The organism is Actinoplanes awajinensis subsp. mycoplanecinus (assembly GCF_001509495.1).
GTDB lineage: Bacteria > Actinomycetota > Actinomycetes > Mycobacteriales > Micromonosporaceae > Actinoplanes > Actinoplanes palleronii.
Map to the genome: position 1 here is coordinate 324,019 of NZ_LLZH01000318.1, position 26,102 is coordinate 350,120.

At 70.2% G+C, this 26,102-nt stretch carries 19 protein-coding genes; 6 read left to right on the forward strand and 13 right to left on the reverse strand.

Annotated elements, in window-relative coordinates; translation table 11 throughout:
- Positions 1-12: 12 nt before the first annotated feature.
- Positions 13-3,969 (reverse strand): type VII secretion protein EccCa, encoded by a 3,957-nt coding sequence (gene eccCa, locus ADL15_RS42945; RefSeq protein WP_067704802.1) that lies wholly within the window; start codon positions 3,967-3,969, stop codon positions 13-15.
- A 190-nt stretch (positions 3,970-4,159) separates the two neighbouring features.
- On the opposite strand from eccCa, the gene eccD reads away from it, so the two are divergent.
- A complete protein-coding gene (eccD, locus tag ADL15_RS42950; RefSeq protein WP_232344898.1) occupies positions 4,160-5,530 on the forward strand; it encodes a type VII secretion integral membrane protein EccD in 1,371 nt (456 codons plus the stop codon).
- 6 nt (positions 5,531-5,536) lie between these two features.
- Positions 5,537-6,871, forward strand: coding sequence for a type VII secretion protein EccB (eccB, locus tag ADL15_RS42955; RefSeq protein ID WP_067704808.1), 1,335 nt, complete (start codon positions 5,537-5,539; stop codon positions 6,869-6,871).
- Here the strand turns inward: eccB and ADL15_RS42960 are convergent, their stop codons facing one another.
- The 9 genes from ADL15_RS42960 to ADL15_RS43000 form a co-directional block, all read right to left on the reverse strand.
- Positions 6,872-8,092 (reverse strand): S8 family serine peptidase, encoded by a 1,221-nt coding sequence (locus ADL15_RS42960; protein WP_067704810.1) that lies wholly within the window; start codon positions 8,090-8,092, stop codon positions 6,872-6,874. It abuts the gene before it with no gap.
- On the reverse strand, positions 8,089-8,937 hold the full coding sequence (locus ADL15_RS42965) for an SseB family protein (RefSeq protein ID WP_157441960.1): 849 nt from the start codon (positions 8,935-8,937) through the stop codon (positions 8,089-8,091). The genes ADL15_RS42960 and ADL15_RS42965 overlap by 4 nt, the downstream gene beginning before the upstream one ends.
- 110 nt (positions 8,938-9,047) lie before the next feature.
- Complete coding sequence (locus ADL15_RS56105; protein WP_232344899.1) at positions 9,048-9,932, reverse strand: hypothetical protein; 885 nt, start codon at positions 9,930-9,932, stop codon at positions 9,048-9,050.
- Positions 9,933-9,942: 10 nt separating this feature from the next.
- Positions 9,943-11,187 carry a hypothetical protein gene (locus tag ADL15_RS42975; protein WP_157441961.1) on the reverse strand — a complete coding sequence of 415 codons (1,245 nt, stop codon included), beginning with the start codon at positions 11,185-11,187 and terminating at the stop codon, positions 9,943-9,945.
- Positions 11,184-17,171: a WXG100-like domain-containing protein gene (locus tag ADL15_RS42980; RefSeq protein WP_067704823.1), complete on the reverse strand. Its 5,988-nt coding sequence runs from the start codon at positions 17,169-17,171 to the stop codon at positions 11,184-11,186. The genes ADL15_RS42975 and ADL15_RS42980 overlap by 4 nt, the downstream gene beginning before the upstream one ends.
- Positions 17,172-17,180: 9 nt before the next feature.
- Positions 17,181-17,558, reverse strand: coding sequence for a hypothetical protein (locus tag ADL15_RS42985; protein WP_067704825.1), 378 nt, complete (start codon positions 17,556-17,558; stop codon positions 17,181-17,183).
- The gene (locus ADL15_RS42990) at positions 17,551-17,958 is read right to left on the reverse strand and encodes a YbaB/EbfC family nucleoid-associated protein (protein WP_067704827.1); all 408 of its coding nucleotides are present in this window, start codon (positions 17,956-17,958) and stop codon (positions 17,551-17,553) included. The genes ADL15_RS42985 and ADL15_RS42990 overlap by 8 nt, the downstream gene beginning before the upstream one ends.
- Before the next feature lie 54 nt (positions 17,959-18,012).
- Entirely contained in the window at positions 18,013-18,297 is a 285-nt protein-coding gene (locus ADL15_RS42995; RefSeq protein WP_067704830.1) for a WXG100 family type VII secretion target, read from the reverse strand.
- Between the two features lie 26 nt (positions 18,298-18,323).
- Positions 18,324-18,665, reverse strand: coding sequence for a WXG100 family type VII secretion target (locus tag ADL15_RS43000; RefSeq protein ID WP_067704832.1), 342 nt, complete (start codon positions 18,663-18,665; stop codon positions 18,324-18,326).
- A gap of 243 nt (positions 18,666-18,908) precedes the next feature.
- Here ADL15_RS43000 and ADL15_RS43005 point away from each other — a divergent pair, with 243 nt between their 5' ends.
- From ADL15_RS43005 to ADL15_RS43015, 3 genes are read left to right on the forward strand one after another with little or no spacing between them, the layout of a single operon-like run.
- Complete coding sequence (locus ADL15_RS43005) at positions 18,909-19,958, forward strand: hypothetical protein (protein WP_067704835.1); 1,050 nt, start codon at positions 18,909-18,911, stop codon at positions 19,956-19,958.
- A 2-nt stretch (positions 19,959-19,960) separates the two neighbouring features.
- Positions 19,961-21,832: a WXG100 family type VII secretion target gene (locus ADL15_RS43010; RefSeq protein WP_067704838.1), complete on the forward strand. Its 1,872-nt coding sequence runs from the start codon at positions 19,961-19,963 to the stop codon at positions 21,830-21,832.
- Between the two features lie 25 nt (positions 21,833-21,857).
- Positions 21,858-22,391, forward strand: a complete 534-nt coding sequence (locus ADL15_RS43015; protein ID WP_067704841.1) for a hypothetical protein — start codon at positions 21,858-21,860, stop codon at positions 22,389-22,391.
- Between the two features lie 6 nt (positions 22,392-22,397).
- On the opposite strand, the gene ADL15_RS43020 is transcribed toward ADL15_RS43015, so the two are convergent.
- A complete protein-coding gene (locus ADL15_RS43020; protein ID WP_067704844.1) occupies positions 22,398-22,793 on the reverse strand; it encodes an RDD family protein in 396 nt (131 codons plus the stop codon).
- A gap of 193 nt (positions 22,794-22,986) precedes the next feature.
- Here ADL15_RS43020 and glnA point away from each other — a divergent pair, with 193 nt between their 5' ends.
- The gene (gene glnA / locus ADL15_RS43025; protein WP_067704847.1) at positions 22,987-24,411 is read left to right on the forward strand and encodes a type I glutamate--ammonia ligase; all 1,425 of its coding nucleotides are present in this window, start codon (positions 22,987-22,989) and stop codon (positions 24,409-24,411) included.
- 81 nt (positions 24,412-24,492) lie between these two features.
- On the opposite strand, the gene ADL15_RS43030 is transcribed toward glnA, so the two are convergent.
- Both ADL15_RS43030 and ADL15_RS43035 read right to left on the reverse strand, forming a co-directional pair.
- Positions 24,493-25,695 carry a tyrosine-type recombinase/integrase gene (locus ADL15_RS43030; protein WP_067704850.1) on the reverse strand — a complete coding sequence of 401 codons (1,203 nt, stop codon included), beginning with the start codon at positions 25,693-25,695 and terminating at the stop codon, positions 24,493-24,495.
- Between the two features lie 3 nt (positions 25,696-25,698).
- On the reverse strand, positions 25,699-25,899 hold the full coding sequence (locus ADL15_RS43035; protein WP_067704853.1) for a helix-turn-helix transcriptional regulator: 201 nt from the start codon (positions 25,897-25,899) through the stop codon (positions 25,699-25,701).
- Between the last annotated feature and the right edge of the window lie 203 nt (positions 25,900-26,102).

Consider the following 26,102-nt stretch of genomic DNA (forward strand, 5'->3'; position numbering starts at 1 on the left):
AATGGGGGTTTGTCAGCGGACCGGTGGTGTCCAGGCGAGCTGGACCAGCCGCGCGCCGTGTTTTCGGGTGACCATCCAGGCTCGGCCCGGTGGCAGCGTCTGCGGTTTGATCGTGCCGAACAGTGGACCTTCCTCGCGGGGGCCGGACATCATCAGGCCGGGCGAGGCGAGCTCCCGGATCCGGCCGATGACCGGGTCGAACATGGCCCGGGCCGCGCCGCCGATCCGGCGGGTGAGCACCAGGTGCAGGCCGATGTCGCGGGCCTGCGGCAGGAATTCCAGCAGGGGCAGCAGCGGGTTCTGCGCGGCCGCGGCGACCAGGTCGTAGTCGTCGACCAGGACATACAGCTGCGGGCCCTTCCACCAGCTGCGGTTGTTGAGCATCTCCGGGGTGACGTCGGGGCCGGGCAGCCGCTCGCGCATCACCACGGTGATCTGGCTGATCAGATCCGCGGTCACCTGATGCGACGTGCCATAACCGATGGTGTTCTCGGCCGGGACACAGCCGAGCAGGCTGCGCCGCAGGTCGACGAGGAGGACCCGGGCCTCGGACGGGCTATTGCCGGCCACGATCGACGTGGCCAGGCTGCGCAGGAACGAGCTCTTGCCGCTCTCGATGTCGCCGAAGAGCAGCACGTGCGGCTCCGCGTCGAAGTCCAGCCAGACCGGCTGCAGGTCGGCCTCGGCGATCCCGATCGGGACGACCGGGCCGCGCGCCGGCGGCAGCGCCTCGAACGGCAGCTCGAGCGGCAGCAGGCGGACCTTGGGGGCGGGCGGGCCGGTCCAGTGCTCGGTGGCGTGCTTGACCAGCTCGGCGACCGCGGTGGACAGGTCGTCGGCGCGCTGCTCGCGGTCGATCCGGGGCAGCGCGGTGAGGAAGTGGTGCCCTTCCGGGGTGAGGCCGTGGCCCGGTGACTGCTCCGGCACGTTCACCGCCTCCCGGCGGTTGATCAGCGAGTCGGCGGGCTCGCCGAGGCGCAGCTCGATCCGGGTGCCGAACACGTCGCGGACCTGCGGGCGGACGTCCATCCACCGGTTGGTCGCGGCGACCACGTGCACGCCGAACCCGAGACCCCGGTTGGCCAGCTCGTTGACCGTCGGCTCGAGGTCCTCGAACTCGGCCCGCAGCGTCGACCAGCCGTCGATCACCAGGAACACGTCGCCGAACGGGTCCTCGGCGAACCGGCCCTGCGCGCGGGCCCGCCGGTAGGCCGCCATGCCCTCCACGTTCTGCTGGGCGAACAGGTCCTCCCGGCCGCGCATCAGCCCGTGCACCTCGGCGATCGTGCGCCGGACCCGGTCGGTGTCGCGGCGGGTCGCCATCCCGCCGACGTGCGGCAGGTCGGTGAGCGCACTGATCGGGCCGCCACCGAAGTCGAGGCCGTAGAACTGCACCTCACGCGGGGTGTGGGTGAGTGCGAGGCTGGTGATCAGGGTGCGCAGCAGGTTGGACTTGCCGGATTGCGAGCCGCCGACCACCAGCAGGTTGCCGGACGCGCCGGAGAGGTCCAGCCACATCGGATCACGGCGCTGGTCGAACGGCTTGTCGACGACACCGACCAGGGCGTGCACCGAGCCGAACCGCTCGGCCGCGTCGACCATCAGCCCGCGGTCCGGCATCGAGATCACCGGCGGCAGCATCTGGCCCAGGGTGGGCGCCTTGTCGAGCGGGGGCAGCCACACCTCGTGCGCCGGGGCGCCGCGGCCCTCCATCTGCCGGGCCAGCACGTCCATCAGGGTGTCGCCCTGAACCTTCTCCTCGACCTCCTGGCCTTCGCCCTCCGGTTCCGGCCGCTCGTCCCTCAGCGGCGCGGACCAGTACGTGCTGAAGTCCCGGATCGGGCTGCCCGCCCGGGTGCCGCCGGCCGCCACGATGCCCTCCCGGCGGACCGCGCCGGACACGTACGCCGCCTTCAACCGCACCAGCCCGTCGGTGCCGGCTCGCAGGTAGCCGTGCCCCGGGTGGTGCGGCAGCTCGTAGGCGTCCGGCACACCGAGCACCGCCCGGCTCTCCATCGACGAGAACGTGCGAAGGCCGATCCGGTACGACAGATGCGACTCCAGCCCGCGCAGCCGCCCCTCCTCGAGCTTCTGCGAGGCGAGCAGCAGGTGGATGCCGAGCGACCGGCCCACCCGGCCGATCTGGACGAACATGTCGATGAAGTCCGGCCGGTCGGCGAGCAGCTCGGAGAACTCGTCGACGATCACCACGAGGCTGGGCAGCGGCGCGAGGGGCACCCCGGCCGCCCGGGCCCGTTCGTAGTCGCGCGCCGACGCGTAGTTGCCGGCCTTGCGCAGCAGCTCCTGCCGCCGGGTCAGCTCACCCTGGATGGCGCCGAGCATCCGGTCGACCAGCGGCTGCTCGTCCTGCAGGTTGGTGATCATCGCGGCGGTGTGCGGCAGCCGGTCGAGCGAGGCGAAGGTCGCGCCGCCCTTGTAGTCGACGAGCACGAAGTTGAGGATCTCCGGGTTGTGGGTGAGCGCCAGCCCGACCACCAGCGTGCGCAGCAGCTCGGACTTGCCGGAGCCGGTCGCGCCGATCAGCAGGCCGTGCGGGCCCATCCCGTCCTGCGCGGACTCCTTGAGGTCCAGCTCGACCGGACGGCCGTCGACGCCGATGCCGATCGGCACCCGCAGCCGGTCCCGGTTGGGCCGGCCGGCCCAGAGCGTCTCCAGGTCCACCTGATAAGGGTCGTCCTGCTCCAGCAGCTCGGCCAGCCCCATGTCCTGGGAGATGGCGGGCTGGTCGCCGAACGTCGCGGCGGACAGCCGCAGCGGCGCCAGCTCGCGGGAGAGCACCTCGATCGCCGCCGCCCCGAGCGCGTCGGCCCGGCCGACCTCGGTGGAACCGTCCATCGTGGTGCCGGTGACCGTGCCGTCCGCGGCGATCTCCAGCACCACCGAGCTGTCGTCGAGCAGCCGGGGCGGCGGGACGGACAGGTCGAGGATGGTCACCCCGGCGACGCCGCCCTCGGTCATCAGGTGATCAGAACCGGCCGTCGACCCGCCGTCGATGATGACCACGACGTGCGGGCCGCCGGGCGCCGGGCCGGACGGGTCGAACCGTGGCCGGTTGACCAGCACGTCGTCGAGCATCGCCTCGAGCGCCGGCACGCTCGGCGCGACCAGCCGGACCGGGCCGACCGCGTCGGTCTTGTCCGGGTGCTGGGCGTGCGGCAGCCATTTCGCCCACTCCCACCGGGCCCGCTGATGATCCGGCACGCAGACGCCGAGGCGCAGGTCGTCGGGGGCGTGGAACGTGACGATCTGCGCGGCCAGTGCCCGGCAGAAGTCCTGCACCGCGGCGTCGGCGCCGCGCAGGTAGATGTGCGAGAAGTCCCGCAGCGCCACCGAGACCGGCAGGTCCGGCACCACCGAGTAGGTGTTGACGAACTTGCGCAGCGCCATCGCGCAGAGCGGCTCCAGCTCGTCCACCGGTTTGGTCTGCGGCGGGATCAGCCGGGTCGCCACCTCCTGGACACCGACCGCGATCCGGACCACGGTGAAGTCGGCGTCGTTGCGGCGCCGCTCCCAGAGCCGGCCGCTGTCGGCGAACGTCCACAGTGTCGCCGGGTCCGGATTGCGGTAATACAGCGCCTCGCGCTGCTGGCGGATCGTGCTGCGCAGCTGGGCCCGCAGCTGGGAGAGGTGGCGGAGGTACTGCCGGCGGGACTCGATCATCTCGCGCTTGCCCGGGCCCGAGGTGTTCGTCGCCATCATCGCGATCATGCCGAGGACGGAGACGCCGTACATCGCGCCGGCCACGTAGGTCAGCGGGCCGCCGCGCTGCACCCCCATCATCAGGCCCATCGCCGCCGCTCCGGCGCCCATCGGCAGCACCATGAGCATCCTGGTCCAGCCCTTGCCGGCCGGTGGCGGGATCTCCGGCGGCGGGTCGAGCAGCACCTCGCCGGAGGGCATCAGGGGCGCGGGGCGGCGTGGCGGGCGCTTCACGATGGTCACGGTCACGCCGGGCCTCCCCATCGCCGTCCGAATCGGGTCCTACCGCAAGAGAAGCAGGGCTTCACCCGGCGCGGCAACCCCATCCGGGTGCATTCACGGGGGGCGAATTCGGGTGTGCCCCCTGCTAGTTTGGTGACGCCGGTTCCATACAGGAGGTGACCGCGTGACTGCACCGGGTGGCCCCAGCCTCGCCCGCGTGACAATCGCCGCGCCGACCCGCCGGATGGACATCGCCCTGCCGGACAACATGCTCGTCGGCGAACTGCTGCCACATCTGCTCCGGCACGCCGAGGGCGCGTTGGGCGAACCGGCCGAGCGCAACGGCGGCTGGGTGCTGCGGCGAGCCACCGGCGCCGCGCTCGAACCGCAGCGCAATCTGGCCGCCCAGGGTGTGCGGGACGGCGAGTTGCTGCACCTCAAGCCGGCCCGGGAGGACTGGCCGGAGCTGGCGTACGACGATGTGGTCGAAGTGATCGCGAGCGGCGCGCGACGCGCCGGACGGTCCTGGGGTGCTGCCGCGACGCGCCGCTGTGGCCTGGCGGTCTTCACCGTGGCCCTGCTGGTCGGCCTGCTCGGTCTGGCGATCAGCGGCCCGGCCCGGAGCGTCGCGGCGATCGTCGCGCTGGCCGTCGCGCTGGGTCTGGCGGTGACCGGCATCCTGCTGTCGCGCGCGTTCACCGACGCGGGCGCCGGTGCCGTGGTCGCCGCGAGCGGCCTGCCCTACGCGTTCTTCGGCGGCGCCTGGCTGGCCGGCGCCACCGACCCGGCCCTGTTCGGCGTCGGCGCGCCCGCTCTGCTGCTCGGTTCGGCGGTGCTGCTGGTGCTCAGCGTGCTGGGCCACGCCGGGGTGGCCGGGCTGCCCCGGCTGTTCGTGGCCGGCATCGCGATCGCGCTGACCGGCCTGCTGGCCGCGCTGCTCACCCTCGCCGGGACATCGGGCGAGGGCGCCGCCGCGGTCGCGCTGACCGCCGCGATCGGCCTGCTGCCGGGATATCCGGTGCTGGCCAGCTGGATCGGCCGGCTGCCGTTCCCGGAGCTGCCCAACCGGGCCGAGGACATCCTCAAGGACAAGCCGATGCCGCGCCGGGCGGACGTCTTCACCGCCGTGGTCCGGGCCGACGAGGTGCTCACCGGCCTGCTGCTGGCCGCCGCGTTCAGCAGTGTCGTGGCGATCCTCTATCTGGGCCTGACCGGCCCGGACACGTCCACTGTGCTGCTGATCGTGGCCGGCACGACCGCGCTGCTGCTGCGCGCCCGGCTGCTGGCCACCCCGCAGCAGCGCGGCCCGCTGCTGGTGGCGGGCGTCGCCGGGCTGGCCGAGCTGGGCATCGGCGCGGTCCTCGGCGACGTGATCCCGGGTCTGCTGCTGCTGGCCGCCGCGCTGCTGGCCGGTGCGATCGCGCTGGCCGCCGCGGTGGTCTACAGCCAGCGCCCGCCGTCGCCGTACCTGGGCCGGGCCGCCGACCTGCTCGACGTGCTCGCGATCATGGCGTTGATCCCGCTGACCTGCGCGGTGATGGGCGTGTTCGACGACATCCGCGGGCTGTTCTCCTCGATCGGCGGGTGAGGTGCGATGGCGTCCCGGCGTGATCAGTTGCAGTCGTACCAGTTCCTCAATCAGCGGGTCATCTCGGCGTTCGTGATGCGCGAGACCGACCCGGCGCAGTCCCCGCTGCGCCGCGGGATCGGCGCGCTGTTCGGCGGCCTGATGGTGGCGGTGCTGATCGGCGCGGGGTTCGGCATCTACGGCATCCTCACCAAGGTCGGCACCGACCAGTGGAAGAGCGACGGCTCGGTGGTGATCGAGCGGGAGTCCGGCGCGAGCTTCGTCTACCTGCAGGGCCGGCTCAATCCGGCGCTGAACTTCACCTCGGCCAAGCTCGCCGCCGGGCGGCCCAACCCGACCGTCTACCGGATCGCCGCGAAAGCCCTCGCCGGTGTGCCCCGCGGGGTCACCATCGGCATCCCGAACGCGCCGGCGTCGCTGCCCGCGGCCGGTCAGCAGATCGGCCTGCCCTGGACGATGTGTGTGGTGCCGGGCGACGACCCGGCGTCCGCGCTGCTCGTCGGCTCGGCCGGCCCGGGCGGCACCGACCTGGGCGAACGCGGCCTGCTGGTGACCGACGGGGACAGCCAGCTCGTGTGGCACGGCCGCAAGCATCGGATCCGGGACGCCCGGACCACCCTTCCGGCCCTGTTCGGCGCGGTCGACCCGATCCCGGTCGGCATCGCCTGGCTGAACGCCGTGCCGGCCGGCGCGGACATCGCGCCCCTGCAGGTGCAGAACCGGGGCGAGCCCTCCGACGAGGTCGAAGGCTTCGCCAACGGTGACGTGCTGTCGGCCAAGGCCGGCGTCGACGGCAAGCAGTTCTACCTGGTGCTGCAGAATGGCCTGCTGCCCATCACCCCACTGCAACAGACCGTGCTGAACGCGAGTTTCCCGGCCGAGCCGAAGGACATCCCGAACTCCGTGGTCGCCAACTCTCCACCACTGAAACCGGCGGCCGGCAACACCCAGCCGGAAACCCCGCCGGAGCTGGCCGCAGTGGCAGCCGGCACCACCGCCTGCGCGATCACCCGGGTGGCCACCACCCCGCCGTCGATCACCGTGGGTGGGGCGGCAGCCGGGCTCGCCGCCGCGGTGCCGACCGCCGGTGCCGACGGCGGGCGCGCGCTGGCCGACGCGATCCTGGTACCGGCCGGCCGGTTCGCGCTGGTCCGGGTGCCCGGCTCGGGCGGCTACCAGGTGGTGACCGATCTCGGACTCCGGCACGCGGTGCCGAACGCTGACGCGCTCGGCCGGCTCGGCTACGCCCCCGCCTCGGCGACCGAGGTACCGACCGCGCTGGTCAGCGCGATCCCGCGCGGCGTCACCCTGGACCCGGCAGCCGCTGTGCGCCCGGCCTGATCACGGTTTTCTCTCCAGCAGCATCACCGGCGGACCCGGCTCGACCGGCTCGTCGTGCTCGGGCAGCGGCGGCGCCGTGCCGGGCCGCCAGTGCTGCCGCCGGCTCCGCCGGATCGCCGCGGTCACCATCAGCACCGCCAGCACCGCGACGGCGGCCAGAGCCGCGCCGGCGAACGCCATGGCCCGCCGCCGGTTCTCCGCGTCACCCCGGTCCGCGGACGGCGCGGACACCGCCGGCAGGGCCCGTCCGCGCTGGTCGGTGAGCTTCCCGGTGACCGCCGCCAACGGATTGACCACTCCGGCGCCGAACGCGTCCCCGGTGTCCGCCGGGCTGGCCGACGCGGTCAGCAGCCGGGTCAGGGCGGCGACCGGCATCCGCCCGGACCGGTTCCGGACCAGCGCCGCCGCCGCACCCACCTGACCCGCGGCCAGCGCCGTGCCGCTCGCCTCGACGAGTCCCCGGGCCGAACCGGTCCCGCCCTGCAGGGTGGGCACCGCGACACCGGGGGCGACCAGGTCGACGTACTCCCCGCGCTGTGACGCCGGGGAGATCTGACCGTTCTGGTCGATCGCGCCGACCCCGATCACGTCCGGGTAGGCGGCCGGGAACGGCGTCGGGTTGCCGTCCTGAGCGCTGCCCAGATCACCGACCGACGCGATCACCGGCACGTCTCCGCCGACCGCCGCCGCGACGGCGGCTCGCAGCTCGCGACTGTCCTGATAGGCCGGAACCGCCACGACGATCACGTCGGCGCCGTTCTGCCGGGCCAGGTCGATCCCGCTGGCCAGCGCCGCGGGTGCGGCGGTGTTCTCCGCCGAACCGGCGTCCGGCACCACGCGCACCGGCAGGATCGTTGCCCGGGCGGCGAGCCCGCTGACCGGGCTGTCGTCCGACGGATCGGCCGCGATCACGCCGGCCACCTGGGTGCCGACGCCGGTGCAGTCGGTGTTCGCGGCCGCTCCCCCGCCGACCGCGTCGACCCCGGTCAGCACCCGGCCGGCGAGCTGCCGATGATCGCCCCGGACGCCGGTGGCAAGGACCGCGACGGTGACGCCGCCGCCCCTGGTGAACGCGCTGACCGCGTCGATGTCGAGCATCGCCCGGGGCCACGCCGTGGTCGCGACGTCGGTCGGGGTCGCGCAGTCGGCCGCGAGCGCCGGTGCCGGGGCGGCCACCCCGAGCAGACCCACGGCCAGCACGATCGCCACCCGCCGGTTCATTCCGGCTCCTCCGCCTGACCGAATCCGAACAGCCAAGGCACCTGCTCCGGCCCGAACTCCAGCGGGTGCTCCCCGTCCGGGTCGATCGCCATCACGAAACCCTCCGGCCAGCAGGCCACCACGAAGGAGAAATTCATTTCAGCGTACGGAGGGGGAGCCGGGTGGCTGGCCAGCAGCGACTCGAGGGAGGTGAACACCTGGATCTTTGTTGCCGATGCTCGTCTCCACGGGAAGCCCGGCTCCGCGATCTCCTCGAACTCGACCGGCCGGGTGGTCGGCACCAGCACCGTCGCGTCGAGCAGCCGTTCCATGAGGCCGTACACGTCACCGGCCCGCGCGGCGGTCGCCAGCGCCGCGTCCGGGTCCGGATAGTGGCCGGCCGCCTGCCGGGCGCGCAACTCGTCCTCCGCGGCCACCGCCTCACCGGCCGCGGTGACCAGTTCACCCAGGACCGGGACGGCGAGGTCACCGACCGCGGCGTCGGCAAGGCTCTCCACCGGCAGGTAGGCGTCGATCGGCGTACCGGGGTTGACCGCGAGCCGCCAGTCCGGATCCGGCCACTTGCGCCGCAGCTCGGCAAAACTGGTGACGGTGTACCCGTCGACCGCATGCCCGAACCGCCGCCCCAGCGCCTCCACCGATGTGAACACCGGCAGGAACACGTGCCCGAACGCATGCACGGTGACAAACCGCTGCTCGGCCGACGGATCCCCGGTGAGCTGCGGCAGATACAGGTCAGCGACCGCGATCAGCTGAAAATAGGTAGCCCGTTCATCGGCCACCGCGGCCAGCACCATGGCCTCTTCCACCTCATTGGCCGGCACCCAGCCATCACTCCCGGTCACGCCGACCTCCGAAGCGTTCCGAGCAGAGCCCACCAAACCGCCGGGCCCGGCGGTCCGCCCACTCCCGACCACCGTCCTTCACACCCATCACCCTATCGATACTGGTCGCTTTACAGGTCGAGCGGCTGACCGGTCTCCGGGTCGAGACCCATGATTTCGCGAGCCCGCACGGTGTACTCCCAGTCCGCCTCCGGCGACGCCTCCACGTCGACGTAGTGCTGGTTGTAGTCGGAGTCACCGGGATAGCGCTCCGGACGGAACGGCGTGCTGCCAGCATGTTTCGCCTGCCACTCGGCGTGCCAGGCACCCAGAGCCCGCAACCGCTCCGCCCGAGTCGGCGGCGGCTCCCGCCCAGGCACGCTGACCTCCTGAACCCGCCCGGATCCCACACCGGCAGCAGCCACCTCGAGCAGCCCGCGGGCCCGATCGATCACACCGGGCAACACCTCCTCCGGAAAGCAGAACGCGCGCTCACGGATATGGAAGAAGAACTCGTCCTCGGGCGGATCTCCGGTGGATAGCACCCGCTGCGCGATCGACTCCGGCCAGACCCACATTCCATCCGTACGAAAATCGCCGTCTGCCGTGGAAACCACCAACGGTGCCCCGGCAAGAAAGGCCACGGTCTCCGCTCGTGCCTCGTCGTCGAGCCGCTGATACGCGGATCCGGTTCCCGGCACCGCCACCCGAAGCAGGCAGTCACCCGACTGCTGGCGATCCAACGCCCGCCGCACCGCCCGGAACCGCCGCTGCGCCACGCTCGCCAGTGCGGATGGCAACAACGGGCCCAGCAGTTCCAGCGTGCCCGGCAACTCGCCGCGCTCAGTGCGGGCCAGCATGTCCGACGGTTGCCACTCTCCGTCACGGCCAAGAATCTCGTCGACCGACCCGACCTCCGAGGTCGTGCGCCGAAGGACCCAGGATGGATCGGAGAGCGAGTCTCCGGGACGCAGCCGACCGAAGTAGACCGGCTCGGCGTCAACCCGATCAGTCATCGTCGCCTACCTAACTGCCCACAACGCGGGGCTCGATGATCCAGGTGGGCCCCATGTCCAGGGGTGCGCGATATCTGGGCGAGAGCACGATGAAAGTGACTGCTCCCGGTTCAGCGAAGACCGACAGGCGAAATTCTCCACGGGCGGCTTCCATGTGCAGCTCTCCAGGACTGTCTCTGTGCGACGCAACAACCCAACCCCGCTGCGACAACTTCGGCGAGACCGCTGCGATCTCCTCAGCCGGCGGCACACTATCCGGGAAGCCGGGAAAAACCATGAAGTTGATGCGGAAGCCCCACAACTCCTCGTGCTTCTGCACCGCCCCACGCGAAAACCGCATCGGCCCCTCCACCGAGTTCACCTGCGTCGGAGCATTCGGGAAAGCCTCCGCGGCGGCACCTTGCAGGTCGGCGAAGGCCGCATCCCGTTCCCGCTGGATCTCGGCCATCATCGCGTCCCAGCCCGGCGGTGGCACGTAGTCCTGCGGCACGCTCCGTACCGGCAGCGGGACACCGTCCACTACATGTCGCTGACGGAACTGGTCCCAGGTCGGCAGGGCGCCACCGACATAGCCAGCGGACCCCTCGACGCGCAGGACCTCTCGGATCAGATTCCGATCGGAGAAGAAGCTCGACGCCTCCTGTCGCGCCGCCAGCGCCAGCCAGGGTCGCGAGTATGCCCGGTCGGCGATGTAGAAGGCGGCGCTCAGGTCATCCGGGGCCTCGCCGTAGCGATACACCGTCACCCAGTCCGGCATGGCCGCCCGGAACGAACTGTCCCACCACCAGTGTGAAACCGGCACAAACGCCGGCACATCGTCCGGTTCGGCCGGACCGTATTTGTCGAGCAGGTCCTTCGTCGCGGCGTCCGCTTCAGCAAGAACCCTCTCGTCGACCAGTCCCGCCGCCGCAGTGTCCGCAAAGTCGTCATGCAGATACTGCAACCCTGAGCGAATCCGCAGGGCAAGCTCCAGTTGCTCGTCAGAGGCTTCCTCGATCTCGTCGACCTGCCAGTCGGCCGCCGACGTCGCGTCGAACCGCAGCCGCTGCAACTGAGCGATCGCGGTAGAGAAGAACCCTGCACCTCCCATTACGTCCCGAGGACCGGCATCGGGATACCGGGCATGCAGATCAACCAGCAGAAGGAAAAAGTCCGCAATCTTTCTACGGACCCGCGGGTCGCCCGGTACACCCGTTTCGAGGGCCTTCAACGCGAAGCCCTGCAGATCTTCCACTGTGAACTGACGACTTGTCATCTTCCGGGCTCCGCTCTTCCGTATGTTGCGACCACGGCTGATCCGTCATCACCGAGGTACACCCTGGCTCGCATCGTGTACTGGGATCCCAGGATCGCCCTTCGGTAGATGACTGCCGTGCTTTCCCCCTCGACGGTAGGTGGCTCGACTGTGATTTCACCGATGAGAAGGGTCTTCAATAGGCTCTTTGTATAGATATCGATCGGTTCGCCGGCAAACATGTCCTCGTCGGGAAGTTCCTTGAAGTGCTTGCGGACGTGATAGGCCTCCGCTTCGGGCATCTCCCATGGCGGGTGCTCGATCCCGACAAGCCTGGATGCAACTAGATCGGGATGCACCTGCTCCGGCAGACCGATCGAATGAGGCTTGCCAGCGAGATACTGAAGATCATATTCAAGGTCGGACTTCAGGCGCGCTATGCCTTCATCAGAATCCATCGCCTTGGTCGCAAGCTTTTGGCCCTCGGTCTTGAAGCCTCTCGGGTCGATCCCGGGATCCTCTCTACGAGCCGACTCGTAGAGAGCCTTCTCCCGGTCGCCCGCCATCTCATTCCACCGAGCCCGTGCAAACTCGACACGATTGGCGAAGACGCGCACGTCACCATCAGCCTGATCGGAGGCCCATCCGAAGACTCGCTTCCGAAGTTCGGATGTCATCTTATTTGGCAGATGACTCAAGGCCTCCGCGGCTTTGCCTCGGTCAAGCCCGTTCAGGCCTTCGAACATCGCATTCTCTACCAAGTCGTTCTTCACAAGAGATTCCTGAAACCGCTTGTCCTTTCCTTGTTGGCGGATTTCCTGTTCAGCGTCCCGCTTGGCAGCGTCCCGCGCAGCCCGGGACTCAGCGTCAGCGATCGTCTCCGACCTGGACTCCAGCTGGTCGAGAGCCGCCGCCTCCCGCACCATCTGATCAATCGCGCGCGCCTGCTCGGACGACAGGTCATCCCCGAGCGATCGGGACATCACGTCCTTCAGGTCCGCCGCGAGCCCCGCCCGTTCGGTCCTCAGCTCCAACTCGTACGTGTGTGAACGCCCCTCGACCTCTGCCCTGATGATCACTGAGATCCCTCGCTCGGCAGGTGAGCGAAGACCCGGCCGCGGATGGGCATAGGTGTTGTCGACATGCAGGATGCGACCGCCGTCACCGACCCCGAACCGCGCCCGCACGTTCTCGTAGACGGCGTCCAGGACAGTCATGTCCGACACGGTCAGACGTACCGTCACCGGATCGAGCACGTCGCCCACTCTCGCCTCAGGCCGGCCCGGTTCGGTCCAGCTGCCCTTGACGAGTCGATCAACCTCCGTATGCAGCGAGCTGGCGTCTCGCGACCGGATGGACAGCCTCACGTCGCCACCGGCCTGCCGAGCCGCCTCTCCCCCGACGGTCGACGCCTCGGCCTCGGCCACCGGTGCCAGGTCATGCTCCATGCGAGCGGCATAGTCCGCTACCAGCGCGCGTTGCCCGGCATCTGGGTGAGGTCCGACATCTCGGGCGGGATCGTCCGCCCGAATCATGTCGGCGAACTCCCGAGCACGATCCGCGCCGCTCCCCAGCCGGTTCACGTGGTCGGCCACCGGCTCGAACAGCCGCCCCGCACCCGGATTGAGCTGGTTGAACTTCTCCAACCAGCCTCTGCTCGGTTCGAGCGCGTCTCCCGCCGCGAGTTCCGCCAGTGCTGCCGATGTCCGGTCAAGCTCCCCGGGAGTATTCAGCCGTGGAGCGAGATCGGAACCCGCCGCATCCCGCTCCATGACTCGGCCGATGCCATCAGCAAGATCATTGCCAAGTCGCGGCCGAAGATGGTCAGCGATCTCCTGACCCGACAGCGTGCTCGTCGAGTGATCCGGCACCTGGCGGGTGCCCTCCGGAGGCGTATCCGCAGGCGCCGAGTCCACCAACGGATCGCCGTCCCTCGGACTCCCAACAAGTTCGTCCTGCTCATAGCGGCCCGGATTCAGCGCCCGGTCAATCCGGTCCCGCATCTGCTCCCGGTCAGCGTCGGTGTAGCTCTCCCCGGTGTCCCGGAACGGGTCGTACTCCTGGCCGGTGGAATCCGCCTCCCGCCGTGCAGCCGCATACGGCTCCGTCTCGGAATGATCGGCAGGCTCTCCATCGCCGCGTTCCGGACCATGTAGATCTTCCGCGCGACGAGGAGAATCATGTGGCGTAGCCAACCCGGCATCCGGCTTGGATTCCACCACTGAATCCAGGCCGTCCCGGATCAGGGCATCGGAGCGCGAGTGCTGATCCGTCCTGGCGACAGATGCCGCCGGCTCCGCCCTCAACGGTGCCTCCGGACGCATCTCCGGAACCTTCGCGCCGTGCCAGCCCGACCCCAGCATGGCCCGCTTGCCGATCCACGTCGCCGAGGTGCCTCCCTGGTCGGTCCGCCCGACCTGGCTGATCTCGTGAGGCGTCGGAAAGCGCGGACTCCGGTAAGGCAAGGATCGTCCCCGGTCCAAGACAGATGACGCTTCGTCCTTCTGACGGGACATGCCCTCGAACGCCGACGCGGCATCCGGGTAGCCGTGCTTGGCGATGATGTTGCCGACGGTCTCCCACGCGCCTCGGCGAGATGTGGAGACCAGCAGATCAAGGTCCTTCTGGAGATTCCCCACCGCCGCCTCTAGCCGGCTGAGGACGTCTTTCGCCTGATAGTCGGAGTTGTTGTGCCAGTCGTAGCCGGCCCGGGCCCAGGCGTAGCCGCCAACCGATTTGCCCGCCTGAAGAACGATCCGATCGACGCCGGATTCGACATACCAGCCCTCCATGTGATCGTTGAACGCCCGACCGAACCCGAGGTTCTGGTACTCCGGTTTCACGTCGAACCTCAGGTGCTGGACCTCGATACCTCCGGTGCTCCGGTCCACGCCGATCCGGCGGTCGATGACGCCGACCTTCTCACCGGTGGCGGGGTCGACCACCGACATCGCGACGTCCAGCGAGCGGCTTCCTGCCCGGACGTGGTCCACGCGGACGTCCAATCCGGCGAAATCACGCCCGGACAGCTCCCGGGCGAACTCTCGCCTGACGCCCTCGTTCCATTCCGGGCTCGCTTCCATGGCTTCAGAGAAGAAGTCACGCAACGGCGTCCGCGGCTCCCCCGGCCGCCTCGGCTCCGGGCCATCCGGATCGTGTCCGGCCGGATGATCGTTCTCCGGACGCTCGACCTGGTCCCCATCTCGACCGGCATCGGCCCGCGACTGGTCAACGGCCTCTTCCGGCCTCACTTCCCGATCCTGCCGGCCCTGTTCGTGCGCCGCCCGTTCCGGGCTCGTCGCCTCGTCAGGCCGCGGCGTCATATGGTCCGCTGCCTGGTCAGCGACGTCGTCGACGGTCCGCGCGATCTCCTCACCCGGCTTCGGTCGCGACCCGCCCGCCTCCGTGCGGTCGCTCAGATGCTCGGCCGCCCACCGCCCGTGCTGCTCCGGCCCACCCCGCGCCCGCAACCGCCCGTCGGCAAGGTCCGGGCCGAGCCGTTCCACCTCCGGCGGCTCCAGCCGCGCGACCTCGCGCCGAGGGGAGACCTCGGCAGGCCGCGCCGGCCCGTCCTCCCCACGCAGGATCTCCTGAATCCGCAACGCCTCCGGCAGCTCACCACCGGCCCGGCCAGGCAGCCCGCTGTCCGAAACAGCCCACTGCCCTGCGGCCCGATCAGCGGGCCTGGCGACATCACCCCCCGAAGCAGGATCACGGCTCCCAAGATCATGACTCGCCACCGGTCCGCGCCCGGCAGGATCGCCGTCCGGCGTAGGGCCGCGCCCGGCGAGGCCGCTGTCCGGCGCCAGATCACGGCCATGACCACCCCCATCCCGTACGCCGGAATCGCCGCCGCGGGGGTCTCGTGGCTCGGTGTCGCTGCCCCGGTCCACCGCAACCGCGGTGTGCTCGGGTCGGGCCGAGGTCGGTGGCCCGCTGTCAGACGGCGGGTTGCCGTCCGCCGTGGGGCGATCGGTGCCGACGCTGTCCGGCCGAGCCGGGATGTGCTCGCCGTGCGGCGGTTCGCCGGCGCCGACGGCGGCTCGGGCCGGGTCTGGAGTGGGGTGGCTCAGATCCGGAGCGACGCGGGCCGGATCTGGCACAGCCCGGCTCGGATCGGGAACGGCTGCATTCGGATTCGCAGCAGCCTGGGTCGGATCTGTGCCGGTGGAGCGGGCCGCGATGGTCTCCGGGGGCCGACCACCGGCATCCGGACGGGCCGGCGTTTCGGGGCGGGGCGCCGGTGCTTCGGTTCGGGGAGCCGGTGCTTCGGTTCGGGGAGCCGGTGGTTCGGTTCGCGGGGCCGGTGCTTCGGTTCGCGGGGCCGGTGCTTCGGTTCGTGGGGTGGGGGCGCTGGTCGCCGCGATCGAGGCTGCGGCCATGCCCGTCACGTGGCCCGGGCTGGTGGTGGCCGGGTGCGGGGAGGGTCCGGTGGCCGGCGGGGGCTGGAAGCCCTCGCTCTGGCCGGAGCGTCCGCCGTTGTAGTCGGTCTGCCAGGCGAACTCGCCGTCGCTGGTCAGGGTGAGCTTCTCGTTGTGGGCCGCGCGGGCCGAGACGACGGTGAAGTCGCCCTCCCTCGCGCCGGGCAGCACCTGGATGTCCTCGCCGATCCGCAGGTGGCGGCCGCCCAGGTGTGAGCTCTCCAGGTGGGTCTGGCCGCCGAGGATGACGCCGGCCTCGGCGCCCTGCATCGCGCCGTGCCCGACCGCCGTCCAGTTGATGCCGTCGGCGCCGCCCATCTCCGTGCCGAGAGCGACCGCGCCGCCGGCCAGGGCGCCGCCGAACGCGTGGCCGAGCGGGCCGCCGAACATGCCGGCGCCGAACGCCGCGCCCTGCACCGCGCTGTTCCGGGCGTGTGCCCAGTCCATCTCGGTGCGGTTGCCGGACAGTCCCTGCAGACCCTGGCCGAGCACGTCGAAACCGCCCATGAACATCGCGCCGAAGCCGGCCCGGGTGCCGACGTACTTCGCGAACTCCGGGCCGAGGCCCTTCTCCGCGACCTGCCGGGCGGCCATCTTCTTCAGCTCGGCGAGCGTTTCCTTCTCGGCCGTGGTCGACGCGGCCTTCTGGGCGATCTTCTGCTTGGTCCACTTCTCCATGAGCTGCCGGCGGACGTCCCGGGCGAGCTCCCGTTGCAGCTCCCGCCGGGTCTGCCGGTTCAGGGTGCCGGTGATCCGGTCGGAGGCGAACCGGCGCAGCTCCTTCGCCGCGAGCTTCTGTGCCACCGCCTTGGAGATCCCCCGGCTGATCAGCGCGCGCGGGGTGACGTTGGTGAGCCCCTTGGCGATCGCCGTCTTGGCTGCCTGTCGCAGGGCGGCCGAGGACAGCTTGCCGCGGAGGGCTCCGGCGACCCGCGGAAAGACGTTGCGTCCTGCCGTGATCGCCCGGGGCACCCCGCGTCCGAGGGCGCCGGGCAGTCCGTGGAACAGGTTCTTCATCGACTTCAGCGACGTGCGCAGCGAGATAGAGGCAATTTTTCGTACGGTCGCGGCAGCCGCCTCCATCAGTCCCTTGCGGCACGTCGTGTACATCCCGGGTGCGAGGGCGAGCGAGCCACCGCCGGACGGGATCATCGCAACGATCAGCATGAACAACGAGGCGGCCAGCATCGCCAGGTTGACGAAGGCCATGAACTTCATCAGCTCGACCTCAAGGCCGACCTTCTGCACGCTCGCCTGCAACTGCTCGGCGCTGACGGCGGTCTGCCGGAGGCCGTCCAGGTAGTCGAACCACTGCTGGGCGAACTGCGCCGACGACTCGTCGCCGGTCCAGTTCTCCAGGATGCCGTTGGCCGCCTGGGCGATGTCCTCGTACGCGTCGTTCAGCGTCCCGGCGAGGTCACCCCACTGGGCGGCGAGGTCGTAGAGGTCGTTGGCCCGGGCCAACGGGAGCGCACCGAGCAGGATCTCGCCGACCTTGTCGCGGGCGCCCGGGATGTGTTCCTCGATCGACGTGAACCAGTCGAGGAAGGTGGTCAGGATCTCGTGATCGTCACCGCTGGACACGACGCCGCCTCACTGCGGATCGTGGTGGCCCGCCGCGGCGATGTCGGCGCCACCCTGCTGATCGGTGACGTCGTAGGTCGCCATCGCGCCGGCCACGTACTCGCCGATGTGGGTCAGCTGCTCGGCGCAGAAGAGCGCGGCCTCCCGTACGGCCTGGTTCACCGTCGAGGGAGTGCCTCGGACGCCGGTGGCCGGTGCGGTGTACTGCTCGTGGAAGTCCCCGGTGAACTCGTCGGGCGGGAACGTCTTCTCCCGCCGTTCGCGCTCCTCGATCGCCGGGAGGTGCGCCGCGACGGCCCGTTCGAGGGCCTCGCCCCGGCTCCGGATGCTGTTCGCGATGGTGACGATGTCCGCGGGTGACGTCCTGATCTGTACGAACTCACCCACGGCCGTCCTCCGCCCGGCCCCGCACATCGGCGTCGTGGCTGCCGACGAAGGTCCGTACGTCGGTGCCGGCCAGCGCCCGCAGGTCACCGGGGAGCACGTCGTCGAGCACCTCCGTGCTCTGCCGGCCGGCGTCCTCGATCGCGGCGCGCACGGTCTGCAGGATCGTCGCCGACAGCGCCTTCGAGTCCGGCCGGCGGAGCGCCCGCGGGTCGATCCCGAGCTCCATCAGGTGGCCCCGCGGCCCGACCACTGCCGTGATCAGTCCGTCCGGTGACGAGGCCGTACCGGTCACCGACAACATCCGCCGCTGTATCTCGGGCAGTTCGGAGGTGGCTTTGCGCAGGTCGGAAACCATGTGGTGCAGAGCGCTCCAGTCGGGGCGCCCGGGTACGTCCGCCATCAGCTCTCACCTCTCGTCCAGCGGCCGCCGGTGGTCACCGGCGGCCGGTGCGACTCACATCCCGGCAGCGATCTGCTGGTCGATCTGCTGCATCCGCTCGGCGGACGTGCCGAGCTTGACGCCGACGCTGGACAGCGCGGCCTTGATCTCGGTGGCGCCCTGGTTCCACTTCTGCCGGGCCTCGTCGCAGGCGGTGCCGGCCGAACCGGTCCAGTCCTGCGCGAACAGCTGGGTGAAGGCGGTGTAGAGGTCGTTGAGCTGCTGGTCCATCTGGCCCTCGTAGGTGCCGATGGCGGCCGCGACGTCGTTGATCTGGCCGAAGTTGTAGGTGATGCTCATGATTCGCCTCTCCGAAGAATCTGCGGTCAGCCGCGCAGGATGCTGATGACGGAACTGTCGCCGGTGGCGGCGGCCGCGGAACGGATCTCCTGCGCCGCGTCCTCGTCGTGCGCGCCGTACTGTTTGGACGCGTTGCTCATCTTCCCGGCGAGCTCGTCCAGCGCCCTGATGATCTTGGTGAGGCCGTCGTTCAGCTGCACGGAGACGTCCTGGAGCGCGTTGTTCGCGGTGCCCTGGAATCCGCCGCCGCCGAGCGACTGGATGCGATCGAGCAGCTGGGCCATCCCCCGGGACACGTTCTGCCCGGTGTCCTCGCACCGCTGCGCCATCGCGTTGAGCTGTTCCTGAGTGGCATGGACCTGGCCCATACCCGGAGTTCCTGACAACGTGGTTCACCCCGATCCTCGAAGGTGGCGCACTGTGTTCCGAAGGTAACCAAGAGCAATAGTTCGGGCTACCCCGCCCGTTGCGCCGTGTGGGCTATGTCAGGTCGTACACCAGGTTGCCGGGTTCGGTTCGAACCTCCACATCGGCCTTGCGCCGAACCGGATCCGGCCACCCGGTGTACTAACCTCCGAAGGCGGCCACGCGGCGGAAACCGGGGAGGCGCAATGAGCGACATCGATCCGTACGCGGAGCAGACCGCCACGAACACGCAGGCCGACTGGCTCGGCGGCGGGCCGCCGCTGAAGGTCGACCTGCAGGGCCTGCGGGCGTACGCGAAGCACATGGCCGATCAGCAGCTCGACCTCGGAGCCCGTGGCGCGCACCTGAGCCGGCTGATCTCCATGCCGAACGACGCGTGGACCGGTGACGTGCTGGGTGAGGCCACCGCGGCGAAGTCGATGCTCACCGCGAACGGGTCGGAGTTCCTGGTCTATCTCGGTCAGCTGGGCAAGACCCTGCACAACGTCGGGATGGCGGCGCAGACCGTCGCCGACTCGTACGAGGCGAACGACGCCATGTCGGCCGCGTCCCTCAACGACGTGCTCTTCGCGTTCGGCGACAAGAGCGTCCCCCGGCCGGACGGGCTGCCCTCGAGCATCGGGAAGACGTACGCGGAGCAGCTGTCCGAGCAGAAGGGCAAGCCGCTGAGCGCCGGGAGCGAGCTGTGGACCGACGACGGGGAGGCCAAGCAGCTCGGCCCGAACCAGACGCTGCAGACCGCCACCGGGCCGAACGGCGAGCGGCGCGAGATGGTCACGGTGACCGTCCCGGGCAACGGCACGGTCGTCAGCACCACCGTCTACAACGCCAAGGGCCACGTCGTCGCGAGCGGCTCCACGCACACCGTGGTCAGCTTCGACAGCCGGACCGACACGCAGACCACCACCACGCGGTCGTTCGACGCCAAGGGCAAGCCGACCGGCGGCAGTGTCGAGACCACCTCGTACACCTCAGGGGGTGAGGTCCGGCATCAGGTGGAGGACACCTTGAACGCCAAGGGCGCCGTCACCAACCGGAAGATCACAGATCTGGACCCGGGCGATCAGGTGGTCACCGAGACCTCGGAGAAGAGCGTCCGCGACGACAAGGGACACGGCACCCATCTCGAGGAGACCGACCGGCTGACGATCGGCACGCAGACCGAGGGCCAGCCCGGCGTCGTCGAGCCGATCGCGGTCAGGTACGACCCGTACTACGACGAGGTGACCGATTAGCCATGGCGAACTACTTCGGTTTCAGCGCCGACCCGAACTACGGGTACAGCCCGTACAGCGGGTACACGCACTACAAGACGTACGAGCCGGCCGACGCGGCGTTCACCCCGAAGGCCGGCGAGGGCAACGAGCTGACGTTCGAGGCCGTCCAACGCAAGATCAAGAACATGCATCCGGAGGACATCGCCGCCCTCGCCGACCAGTGGGACAACGCGGTGACGTTCCTCGAGGACGTGAAGTCGTTCGTGGCCGGGCGCAGCACCGCGCTGCAGGACGAGTGGACGTCGCCGAAGGCCGCCGCCGAGTTCCTCAAGCGCGGGCCCGGCGAGACGCTCGGTTACCTCGACATGTGGATCGCCGCCGCGCAGACCAACCGCACCGCCCTGCGGCACCTGGTGACCATCACCCGGGAGGCCCGGCAGAAGATGGACCTGCTGGAGGCGGAGTACCGGCAGAAACTCACCGAGACCGGCGACCTCGGCTTCTTCGAGCACCTCGGGGCCTGGGTCACCAACGGCCAGGGCTGGGACGCGGCCGGCAAGGAGGAGATCCACGCCGACGTCGACCAGGTCGCCCGGGAATACCGGACAAAGGCCCAAGATCTGGCGTACGACTACGGCAACCAGTACTTCGACTACCTGGCCACGCTCTCCACCGGGACGGGGCCGCCGGTCCAGCCGATGAACGCGGTGCTGAACAACCCGGGCAGCCCGTCGTTCCTGACACCGCCCGGCCTGGGCTCGGCGCCTCCGCCGCCGGTCGTGGCACCCGGTCTGCCCCTCCCGCTGCCGCCACCGATCAACGTCTCGAACCCCGCCCCGCCCTCGCCGAACACACCGGGGCAGCCCGGCACGCCGCCGCCCGGGACCGCCCTCCCGAATCAGCCGGGTGCGCCGCCGGTGGGCGCTGCCGGGCTGCCCCCGGGCATCCCGGTGCTGCCCCCGGGTGTGCCCGGCCGGCTGCCCGGTGGTCTGAAGCCCGGCCTGGCCCCGCCCGGGCTGGGCCCCGGCGCCACCGGGGTGCGCCCCGGCACCACCACACCGGCACTCCCGCCCAACCCCGGCCAGCTGGGCCGGAACTCGTTCGGCCGGGGCACCGCCCCACCGCCCGGGCTGGGTCAGCCGCCGGGTCGCACGCTGCGCCGCGGCACCCTCAACCCGGCCGGGACCACGTCGCCGCCGGCCGGACGGCTCGGCGACCGGCGACGCGGTGACGCGGCGACGCGGGTGCCCGGCGCCCCGGTCGACGGCGAGAAGACGTTCGGGCGGGGACCGGGCAGCTCGGCTCCGCCCGTACTGAAAAATCCGGCCGGAAACCGGGAGCGGCGGCGGCCCGGAAGCACCGAAGACCTGCGCCCGGACGCGAAACGCGGCAGCGATGCCGCCTACCGTCCGGACGGCACCACCTCGCCGATGGTGAATCGGCCCTCCGGGCCGGCACTGCCGCCACAGCCCGCCCGGCGGCGCGGCGAACCGCAGGACGACCGGCGCCCGAGTCCGTGGGCCGACTATTTCGGTACGGAACAGGCGCGGGCCGGCGCCGGCTCGGGCACGCTCGAGGCGCCGGGGACACCGCCGGCCGGGTCGTTCGCCGCGGGGCTCGAGGACGTGCCCCGCTGGCTGCGCAGCCAGGCCGCGACCCGGTCGCGTGAGGCACCGCCGCAGCACCGGCCGGGAACCGTCGCGCCCGAGCTCGGCAAGCGCCGCACCAGCAGTGACGCGGTTCCGGCCCGGCACGACGACGAGGCGGACGCTATCGTCACCGACGAGCGGGCGTTCGAGGTGCCGACCCCGGGCGGCGGCGTGATGACCGGCCGCAGCGACGAGCCACCCTACGAGCCGGAGATCCGCCGCATCCTCGGCGGCGGCCGATGACCCGCACCGGAGAAGAGGAGCGACGATGAAGGTGGGCACGCCGGCGAACTACTACGTCCGGGTCACCTTCGCGGGCGCGGAGGGACCGGCCGAGGACGCGCACCTGCACCGGGGCAGTTACGCCGTGGCACTGAACTTCGGCCCGGAGATCGCCTTCCTCGACGACCTCAGCGGCCTCGGCCCGCCGTGGTCGGAGGCCAACCTTCCGCCCGAGTCGGACGGCGAGCTCCGCGAGCCGGACCTGGTGCGCCTGCTGGCGCTGCTGCACTCCCGCTACACGGTGACACCGAACGCGGCGCTGGCCGGGCGGACCGAGCGGTTCACCCTGCCCTGGGGGTCCGCGGATCAGCCCGAGGGTGTGGTGTTCTACACCAGCCCGGCGGAGTTCGCGGTGCTTCTCGACGACCTGGAGGCGCTCGCCGGCACCGAGGCGGGCAAGGTCCATTCGGGAGTACGGCGGGACGATGTGCTGGGGCGGCCGGTGATCCGGTTCGTCGAGGAGCGGGTGCTGGGGTCGCCCTCGTGGCATCCGCGGGACGCGAAGAGCGTCGGGCGGTAGGCCGGGTCAGCCGCGCGGCTTGCCGGTCACGATCGAGCCGGCCACCCGATCGTGTAATCCCCGCCCGCGGTCGTCGGCGATCAGGGCCGGGATCAGCAGGGCCAGCAGGAGCGCGCGGTACAGACCGCGGAGCAGCCCGATCCGGCCGCCGTCCGGGTGGCCGACGCAGCGGATCCGGGCCAGGCGCATGCCGGGGGTCTCGGCGAAGAGCCCGATGAAGACGGTGTTCACCACGATCAACAGGGCGACCGGAGGCCATTGCACCTGGTACGGGCTGGCGTACAGACTGGCCACCAGCAGGCAGAGGATCCAGTCGATGAGCAGCGCGATCAGCCGCTGACCGCCGCCGGCCGGTTCCAGGTGGGCCGGGGCCGCAGGGGTGTCGTTCGCGGAAGCTGCCACGACCGCCGAGCGTACGCGATAGGTTCCTGGGGTCGCCTCGCGCTCGCGCCGTGCCTGATCATCAGAGTTACGTAACACGGCGGAAACAATAGGGATACGCCGGGGCAACTCCGTACCCATAACGTCGCGACCAGCCTTGCCAGGTGGCGGCCCATGCCGCCCGGTATCGGAAAAACTTGTGCCAGGAGGACGTGTGTTCGCCAATCCCGAGGAACTCCTGCGATACCTCAAAGACGAGGACGTCAAGTTCGTCGACGTACGGTTCTGTGACCTCCCCGGCGTGATGCAGCACTTCAACATCCCGGTGGAGTCGTTCGACGACAGTGTGGTGACCGACGGCCTCGCCTTCGACGGGTCCTCGATCCGCGGCTTCCAGGCCATCCACGAGTCCGACATGATGCTGCTCCCAGACGTGGCGACGGCGTTCATCGACCCGTTCCGGATCCAGAAGACCCTCGCGCTGAACTTCTTCATCCACGACCCGTTCACCCGCGAGGCGTACTCGCGTGACCCGCGGAACGTGGCCAAGAAGGCCGAGGCGTACCTCGCCGCCAGCGGCATCGCCGACACCGCGTACTTCGGCGCCGAGGCAGAGTTCTACATCTTCGACTCGATCCGCCACGAGACCTCCGCTCACCAGGCGTTCTACTACATCGACTCGATCGAGGGCGCGTGGAACTCCGGCCGTGAGGAAGCGGGCGGCAACCTGGGCTACAAGACCACCTTCAAGGGTGGCTACTTCCCGGTCTCGCCGGTCGACCACTACTCCGACCTGCGCGACACCATGGTCCGCCAGCTGATCGACACCGGCTTCACCGTCGAGCGCTCGCACCACGAGGTCGGCACCGCGGGCCAGGCCGAGATCAACTACAAGTTCTCGACCCTGCTGCACGCCGGCGACCAGATGCAGCTGTTCAAGTACATCATCAAGAACACCGCCCGGGCCGCCGGCAAGACCGTGACGTTCATGCCGAAGCCGCTCTTCGGTGACAACGGCTCCGGCATGCACACCCACCAGAGCCTGTGGCTGGGTGGCGAGCCGCTGTTCTACGACGAGACCGGGTACGCCGGGCTGTCCGACATGGCCCGCTGGTACATCGGTGGCCTGCTGCACCACGCGCCGTCGCTGCTCGCGTTCACCAACCCGACCGTCAACTCGTACCGGCGCCTGGTGCCCGGCTACGAGGCGCCGGTCAACCTGGTCTACTCGCAGCGCAACCGGTCCGCCTGCACCCGTATCCCGGTGACCGGCAGCAACCCGAAGGCCAAGCGCATCGAGTTCCGCGTGCCGGACCCGTCGTCGAACCCGTACCTGGCGTTCTCGGCGCAGATGATGGCCGGCCTGGACGGCATCAAGAACAAGATCGAGCCCCCGGCACCGATCGACAAGGACCTGTACGACCTGCCGCCGGAGGAGTGGGGCAGCGTCAAGCAGGTGCCGGCGTCGCTCGACGGCGTGCTGAACTCGCTCGAGGCCGACAGCGAGTACCTCACCGCCGGTGGCGTCTTCACCGACGACCTGATCTCCACCTGGATCGACTACAAGCGCACCAACGAGATCGACCCGGTGCGCCTGCGCCCGACCCCGCACGAGTTCGAGATGTACTACAACGTGTGACGTTGGCCAAGGGCTTGACCAGCGGAAACACTCGCTGATCTGATCTTGGGCACAACTCGGGCACAACCTGAGGAACGGCGGTCATGCTCGGCTCCCAGCCGACGTGGCCGCCGTTTCGCGTGTGCCGAGCGCCCCGTCAACCAGTGACCGGGTACGGTCCAAAGCGTCCGGCCACTCGTGCACGTACTCGTTGAGCGTGATCGTCGGCGTCGAGTGCCCGAGCGCCAGCTGCACCGTCTTGACGCTCGCCCCGGCGTGGATCAGCAACGTCGCGTAGTAGTGCCGCAGCCCGTGGAACCCCCACCGCATCGGCAGCCCTACCTTGGCCCGCACCGGCGTCCAGGTGCGCGAGAAGGTCGACGCGATCACCGGGCCGCCGTCGGCTCCTCGGAACAAGAGCGCGGCGGGCCGACGGGTCGGCCGACGCGGGTCGGTGTCGTCGTCGACCTCCACGGGCTCCCCCAGCGTCTGCAGGTGCTCCCGCAGTGCTACTGCCACCACGTCAGGCAGCTCGACCGTCCGGACGCTCGTCTTGGTCTTGGGCTGCCCGAGGTACGGCGGACGCCCCTTGTGCGACTTGAGTTGCTGCCGGACCGACAGCTCCGCCGTGGTGAAGTCGATATCCCCCACCTCCAGGCCGAGCACCTCCCCCAGCCGCAGGCCGCAGCCGGCCGCGACGTAGACGGCCGCCGACAGCCGGTCCGGCATGAGCTCGGCCAGGCGGTGCACCTGCTCGGGTCCCGGGATCACTCGCTTACCGCGATCGATTGCGGGTAGCCGGATGTCGACACACGGCGAGCTCGCGATTATCCGGTCGCGCACGGCCGAGGCGAACATCGCGCCCAGGTAGCCGTACACCACCCGGAGCGTGGTCGGCGCGAGCACCAGGTTGCGGTCCTTCACCCACGCCTGCACCTTGCTCGGACGCACCTGTCCGACCTGCATGTGGCCGAGGCCCGGCACGATGTGCAGACGAATCGCGTGCTCGACCCGGATCGCCGTGCTGTCGATATGAAGCTGGTCATTCCGCCAACGCTCCGCAAGCGCAGCGACCGTTACCTGACCAGCCCGATCATCGATGTACTGGCCCCGGCTCAGATCTGCACGCACGTTGGCGTCGAACCGGTCGGCGTCGGCCTTCCGCTCGAAGAGCCGCTCCCGGCCCTCACCCAGGTTGTCCACCCACCGAGCGCGCCAGCGCTTGCCCCGGCCGTGCTTCTTCGACGGCAGGCGGGCACCGTCGGGGCCCCGCTCCTTCAAGTACCACAGATCGTCGACGGCCACGAATCACACCTCCCGCGAGGCGAGCCAGGTACGCACGGCCGCAGGGTCGTAGCGCAGGTGCCGCCCGACCTTGAAGGCCGGTGGACCCGCACGGTGATGCCGCCACTGGTAGAGCGTCGCGGTAGGCACCCGCAGAAAGGCCGAGACGTCGTCGATCGTCCACAGCCCTTCGATAGGCGTCGCCGGAACGGACGCTGTCGTCATCAATTCCTCACTCCAGTCCGAGGGCCCCAACAGCTGCTGTTCGCAGCAGCGCGTCAAGGCAGGCTTGACAGTTGACGGCCGTTCACGCGGCCAGCCTGGTCAGGTGCTGCCTAGCGGCGTTCTGGTGCTCTCGGGCCATCGCGGCGGAGGTGTTGGCGAGCATCGCGTCGGCGGCGGTGTGCCACCCGGCGCCCACGAACTGG